Origin of the sequence: Streptomyces carpinensis (genome assembly GCF_002154505.1) — a bacterium.
In the GTDB taxonomy this organism is placed as follows: domain Bacteria; phylum Actinomycetota; class Actinomycetes; order Streptomycetales; family Streptomycetaceae; genus Streptomyces; species Streptomyces carpinensis.
In genome coordinates this window covers 1-5816 of the sequence record NZ_MUBM01000339.1, presented here as the reverse complement: position 1 = coordinate 5816, position 5816 = coordinate 1, and the positions used below count along the sequence as shown (strand labels likewise).

Below are 5816 nucleotides of genomic sequence, written 5' to 3'. Positions count from 1 at the left end.
GGGGCCTGGTACGGGACGGGGGGTCGGCGCGGTGCGGCCGGTGGCCGGAGTGACGCGGGGACCCTGGGCGCTCTCGTGAATCTGAGGCTCCTCGGGAATGAGAGGCATGGGCTGATATTTATCAAACGTTGGTGCGGCTCACGCGGGCGGGTGCCCCATCGAGCAAGCGGAACCGTCAGAAGTCGAAGCCGAGCTGTCCCTCGATCTCCGGAACGCCTCCGTCCGCCCAGATGCGGGCCTTCTTGAGGTGCCGCCACCGGGGCAGCGCATCAAGATACGCCCACGACAGCCGGTGGTACGGGGTGGGCCCCCGCTCCTCCAGCGCGGCCCTGTGCACGGGCGACGGGTATCCGGCATTGGCCGCAAAACCGAAGTCTGCATGGTCGACACCCAGTTCGGCCATCATTTTGTCGCGGTGAACCTTGGCGATCACCGAAGCCGCCGCCACGGCCACGCACGACTGGTCGCCCTTGATGACCGTACGAACCAACCAGGGGGCACCGAGGTAGTCGTGCTTCCCGTCGAGGATGATCGCGTCAGGACGGACGGGCAGTCCTTCCAGTGCGCGCACGGCCGCGAGCCGCAGTGCGGCCGTCATCCCCAGCTCGTCGATCTCCTCCGGCGAGGCATGCCCGAGGGCGTACGCCGTCACCCACGTCTGCAGCTCCGCGGCGAGGGCGGTACGTCGCTTGACGGTGAGCAGCTTGGAATCGGTGAGGCCCACGGGAGGCCGGCGGAGTCCGGTGACCGCCGCGCAGACGGTGACGGGCCCGGCCCACGCGCCGCGCCCCACCTCGTCGACACCGGCAATGATCTTCGCTCCGGTCGTGGCTCGAAGGGAGCGCTCGACGGTGTGAGTGGGTGGTTCGTACGGCATGGCGCCCTTAGCCTACGCCGCCTTGATCCCGCTGCGACACCCCGGTTTCCCCCAGCGCCCGCACCACCTGCGACACCCCGCGATCAGGGTCCGGCCGGACGCAGAAGCGGGACCATCAGCTGGTCGATCATGTCCTCGAGGTCCTGATCCGTCCATTCACTTGTGCACATCTTCGACCGGTACATCATCATGGCCGGAATGGCGTCGAAGACATAGCCGTTGGCCGCGTCGGGCCGCACCTCACCCCTTCCTATTCCACGGGTGACCACTTCCTGGAGCAGCCTGATGGTCGGCTCCACGACCCCGTCGAAGATCACGCCGTGGAAGCGCTCCGCCTGGCCGGGATCGCATTCGTGAATCACTGCGCGAAGCGCGTAGCCGGGGCGGGAGAACATCGCGTCACGAGCCTGCCGGCAGAGCGCCAGGAGGTCCTCGCGCACGCTTCCCAGGTCCGGCGCCTCCTCGACGCTCGGCAGCCCGGCCTGCAGGGCGTCCGCGACGAGATCCTCCTTGGACGGCCAGCGACGGTAGACGGCGGCCTTCCCCGTCTGGGCGCCGGCGGCCACGCCCTCCATGGTGAGGCCTTTCCATCCGACCGTGCCCAGCTGTTCCAGCGCGGCGTCGAGGATCGCGCGTTCCAGCACGGCGCCGCGCCGACGAGGACCGGCGGCCCGAGCGGGGGCGGCCGTCCAGCGCGAGGTAACCATCAGTCGTCTCCAGCGAGCGGTGAGCGGGGATTTTCGGGGGTGTGGGGCCGAGCGGCGGTGGCAGGCGGACACGCCACAGGGCTGCGCCTTCAAGTGAACGCTTGCGTTCACTAGTGGGGACTCACTACCGTGGGCGCGGCAGTGAACGGCACCGTTCACTAAAGCTGTTGTGGGGGACCCATAGTGACGACCTCTCAGTTGATTCAGGACCAGAAACCGGGTGCGGCCCGCCGGGAGGGGCACCCCGGCATCGCGCTCACCGTCATCGCGGCCTGCCAACTCATGGTGGTACTCGACGCGACGATTGTGAACATCGCGCTCCCGCACATTCAAGACGCGCTCCATTTCAGCACCACCGATCTCACCTGGGTGGTCAGCGCGTACACGCTCACCTTCGGCGGTCTGCTGCTCCTGGGCGCCCGCGCCGGTGACATCCTCGGACGCCGACGGGTGTTCATGACCGGCATCCTGCTGTTCACCTTCGCGTCCCTGCTGGGCGGACTCGCCCAGGAGCCCTGGCAGTTGCTTGCCGCCCGGGCCCTGCAGGGCGTGGGTGGCGCGATCGCGTCGCCGACCTCGCTGGCGCTCATCACGACGACCTTCCCCGAGGGACCGGAGCGGAACCGGGCCTTCGGCGTCTTCGCGGCCGTCTCCGCCGGCGGTGGCGCCGTCGGGCTTCTCGCCGGTGGCATGCTCACCGAGTGGCTGGACTGGCGTTGGGTGCTCTTCGTCAACGTGCCCATCGGTGTGCTGATCGCGCTGCTCACGCCGCGGTACATCGCCGAGTCCGAACGGCACCCGGGCCGCTTCGACATAGCGGGCGCGCTGACCTCGACGACAGGCATGGCCGCCCTCGTCTACGGCTTCATCCGCGCGTCGGAGGACGGCTGGCGGGACGGACTGACGGTCGGGTCCTTCGCCGCCGCCGTGGTCCTGCTGCTGGCGTTCGGGCTCACCGAGCGGCGCGCCAAGGAGCCGATCACACCGCTGAGGATGTTCGCCGACCGCAACCGGTCGGGCACGTACGTCATCATGCTCAGCCTGGCCGCGGCGATGTTCGGCATGTTCTTCTACATCGTCCTCTTCGTGCAGAATGTGCTCGGGTACAGCCCCATCAAGGCCGGGCTGGCCTTCCTTCCGGTCACCGCCGCCATCGCGGTGGGCGCGGGTCTGTCGCAGCGGTTCCTGCCGGTGCTCGGCCCCAAGCCGTTCATGCTCACCGGCACGTCGCTGGCGGTGATCGGGCTCGTCTGGCTGACCTTCATCAGCCCCGACAGCTCCTACCTCGGCGGGGTGCTCGGGCCGATGCTGGTCTTCGGCTCCGGCATGGGCCTGAACTTCGTGACCGTGACCGTCACCGCCGTCTCGGGCGTCGCCCAGCACGAGGCGGGCGCCGCCTCCGGTCTGCTCAACGCGACCCAGCAGGTGGGCGGGTCGCTGGGCCTGTCCATCCTCACCACGGTGTTCGGCTCGGCCAGCACGGACGAGGCGAAGAAGCAGCTGCCGAAGTTCCTCGCGGACGGTTCGGCGACGCAGAAGGCCGAGTTCGCCAAGAGTCATCAGCTGCCCGCCCCGTGGGGGCACGACGTCCTGGCCCACGGCATCTCGACCGCGTTCGTCCCGGCCGTGGCGATGGCCGTGCTCGCCCTGGCCACCGCCGGGCTGGTCATACGGGTCCGCAAGAGCGACCTGGCAGCGCTGGCCGGAACGGCGGGCCCGGGAATCGGCTGACGGAACGGCGGCGCGGACCGGCCGGTCCGCAACTGGTGCCGCCAGCAGCCGGACAGGGTGAACCGGACAACCGGCCACCGTCCGGCCAAGGCGACCGCGACGGCCCGCACGACAACCAGAAGCCACGACCATCGCATGACCGCCCCAAACGTGTCCCCACCTGCTGCCACCGGCACCGTCACGTCCGTGCGACGCGGAGCCGATGCCGGTACAACGGGCGCCGGTCACGCAGAGTTCCCACCAGGCACAGAGAGTTCCCGGACCGGGTCAGTCCGATGCCCGTACCCAGTCGGGCAGCGCCTCCGTGCGCCGGACCCACTCGGCCGGCGGAGCCCCCGCCTTTCCCGAGGCCAGCACACCGCCCACGATGGCGCAGGTGGTGTCCACGTCGCCGCCTGCCTGGGCGGTCGTCCAGAAGGCGCCCTCGAAGTCCCCGAGGCTTCGCGCGGCCGACCACAGCGCGAAGGGCACCGTGTCGTGGGCCGTCGTGCGCCGACCGCAGCCGAGGACGGCGGCGACCGTGGCCGCGTCGCCGTAGTCGAGCATGTCGCGGGCGCGCCGCAGGCCCGCGCCGACGGCGCTCCGGGCCGGCACGAGGGCGATGACGCCGTCGAGCAGGGCCTCCGCACTCGGCGGGCCGCCCTCGGCGGCGGTCAGCGCGGCGGCCGCGGCGACGGCCATGGCACCCACGACGGCCTCGCGGTGCTGATGCGTGGGGTAGGCGGAGATCTCGGCCTGGTGGGTCGCCTGCTCCGGGTCGTCCGCGTACCAGGCGCCCAGGGGTGCGATCCGCATCGCGGCGCCGTTGCCCCAGGACCCCCGGCCGTCGAAGAGCGCGGCGGCGAGCTCCCGCCAGTCCCCGCCCTCCCGGACGAGGCGCAGCAGGCGGTTGACCGCGGGGCCGTACCCCCGGTCGAAGTCGTGATGGTGGGCGAAGGACTGCGCCAGGGCGTCCTGGTCGATGCGGTGGTGGGCGGCCAGGACGGCGACCACGGAGCAGGCCATCTCCGTGTCGTCCGTCCACGGCCACGGGCCGGACGGCAGCTCGCGGCGCTTGAGCAGCGGGTAGTTGGCCGGTACGAAGAACTGGGAGCCGAGCGCGTCCCCCACCGAGAGTCCGCGCAGGCCGGCCAGGGCGCGCTCCAGGCGCCCGCCGGCAGAGGAGTCAGAGGTCATTGCTCAGCCACTCCATCCAGTGATCCCGTACGGTTCCGGATCCCGCCACCGCTCGAACGGCCGGTCCAGGGTGTACCGGCCGTCGTCCCCGAGAACGAGCATCCGCATCTCGCCGTTCCCCGGATTGGACAGCGACTCGAATTCGGCGACGGTCCAGTGGAACCACCGCATGCAGAACAGCCGCATCGCCAGGCCGTGGGTCACCAGAAGCACGTTGGGTGGGTGGTCGGGGGCCTCGAAGCTGCGGAAGAGGCTCTCCAGGAAGTTGCCGACCCGGTCGTAGACGTCGGCCCCGGACTCGCCCTGGGCGAAGCGGTAGAAGAAGTGCCCGTACGCGTCCCGGTAGGCCTTCTGGAGACGGACGTCGTCGCGGTCCTGCCAGTTGCCCCAGTCCTGCTCGCGCAGCCGCGGCTCCTCGCGCACCCGTATGAGATCGGGATCGAGGTGGAAGGCGCGGAGGGTCTCGTGAGTGCGGCGGTAGGGGGAGACGTACACACTCACCCGTTCCCGGCCGAGCAGCTCGCGCAGTTCCTTGCCCGTCTCCTCGGCCTGCTGCCAGCCCCGCTCGGTCAGGGCCAGCGCGTGGTCGGGCTCGCGCTCGTACACGGTGTCATCAACGTTGCCGGTTGACTCGCCGTGCCGGACAAGGATGATGCGCCGTGGTCGTGCCATGCCAAAACACTAGATCGGGTGAGGGCCGATCGAAGACTCGAGCGGCCCTCGTACGGCGTAGGTCACACGGAGTCGTGCACCAGGGACCACACAGGGCGCACACGATTGCTGGGCGCACATCACACCGTCCAGGCGGGCTCCAGGTCCACGATGTCGCCCGTGAGGGCCGCGATGTCGGCCTCCGTCTGGGCACGCAGCGCGAGACGCTCCACACGCTCCGTGCGGTACTTGCCGTGCTCGGCGGAGGACTGCCACATCGACAGCACCAGGAACTCGTTGCCGGGCGCCTCGCCGAACAGGCCGCGGACCATCCCGGGCGAGCCGGCCATCGCCGGGTTCCAGACCTTCTCCTGCATCAGCGTGAAGTGCTCGGCGCGCTCCTCGTGGACCCGGCACAGCGCCACCCGCAGCAGGTCGGCGTCCGAGAAACGCGGCTGGAAGCCCGTCTTCACGTCGAACCTGTAGTCGAACAGCCGGACCTGGGCATCCTTGAAGGTGCCGGCCTGGGCCGCTGCCAGGCGGTCGTGGGAGCGGGCCATGAAGGAGTCGTAGAAGGCACGGCTCTCCCAGAAGGCGAAGGTGTGTGCCACCCCCTGCCGCCCCCGGCTCCAGCCACCCCCCTGCCCCCGAAACCCCGGCTCCCCCAGAAGCCC

The 5816-nt window shown here is 70.3% G+C and carries 6 protein-coding genes; 1 reads left to right on the top strand and 5 read right to left on the bottom strand.

The features are described 5' to 3' along the window. Positions 1-175: 175 nt before the first annotated feature. Together BZY54_RS37115 and BZY54_RS37110 are read right to left on the bottom strand one after the other, a co-directional pair. On the bottom strand, positions 176-877 hold the full coding sequence (locus BZY54_RS37115) for a ribonuclease HII (protein WP_086729710.1): 702 nt from the start codon (positions 875-877) through the stop codon (positions 176-178). A gap of 83 nt (positions 878-960) precedes the next feature. Continuing rightward, entirely contained in the window at positions 961-1584 is a 624-nt protein-coding gene (locus BZY54_RS37110; protein ID WP_086729709.1) for a TetR/AcrR family transcriptional regulator, read from the bottom strand. 183 nt (positions 1585-1767) lie between these two features. Between BZY54_RS37110 and BZY54_RS37105 the strand changes: the two genes are divergently transcribed. After that, positions 1768-3315, top strand: coding sequence for an MFS transporter (locus BZY54_RS37105; protein ID WP_086729708.1), 1548 nt, complete (start codon positions 1768-1770; stop codon positions 3313-3315). Between the two features lie 267 nt (positions 3316-3582). Here the strand turns inward: BZY54_RS37105 and BZY54_RS37100 are convergent, their stop codons facing one another. From BZY54_RS37100 to BZY54_RS37090, 3 genes are all read right to left on the bottom strand, one after another. After that, positions 3583-4491 (bottom strand): ADP-ribosylglycohydrolase family protein, encoded by a 909-nt coding sequence (locus tag BZY54_RS37100; protein ID WP_086729707.1) that lies wholly within the window; start codon positions 4489-4491, stop codon positions 3583-3585. Positions 4492-4494: 3 nt separating this feature from the next. Next, positions 4495-5163, bottom strand: coding sequence for a histidine phosphatase family protein (locus tag BZY54_RS37095; RefSeq protein ID WP_086729706.1), 669 nt, complete (start codon positions 5161-5163; stop codon positions 4495-4497). Between the two features lie 119 nt (positions 5164-5282). Continuing rightward, on the bottom strand, positions 5283-5816 hold a 534-nt coding region (locus BZY54_RS37090; RefSeq protein WP_107419926.1), incomplete at its 5' end, for a DUF4937 domain-containing protein.

What these genes read in the sequence shown, in the direction of transcription:
- BZY54_RS37100 (WP_086729707.1), bottom strand. Translation starts at nt 4,491, where the DNA reads ATGACCTCTGACTCCTCTGCCGGCGGGCGCCTGGAGCGCGCCCTGGCC.
- BZY54_RS37115 (WP_086729710.1), bottom strand. Translation starts at nt 877, where the DNA reads ATGCCGTACGAACCACCCACTCACACCGTCGAGCGCTCCCTTCGAGCC.
- BZY54_RS37110 (WP_086729709.1), bottom strand. Translation starts at nt 1,584, where the DNA reads ATGGTTACCTCGCGCTGGACGGCCGCCCCCGCTCGGGCCGCCGGTCCT.
- BZY54_RS37095 (WP_086729706.1), bottom strand. Translation starts at nt 5,163, where the DNA reads ATGGCACGACCACGGCGCATCATCCTTGTCCGGCACGGCGAGTCAACC.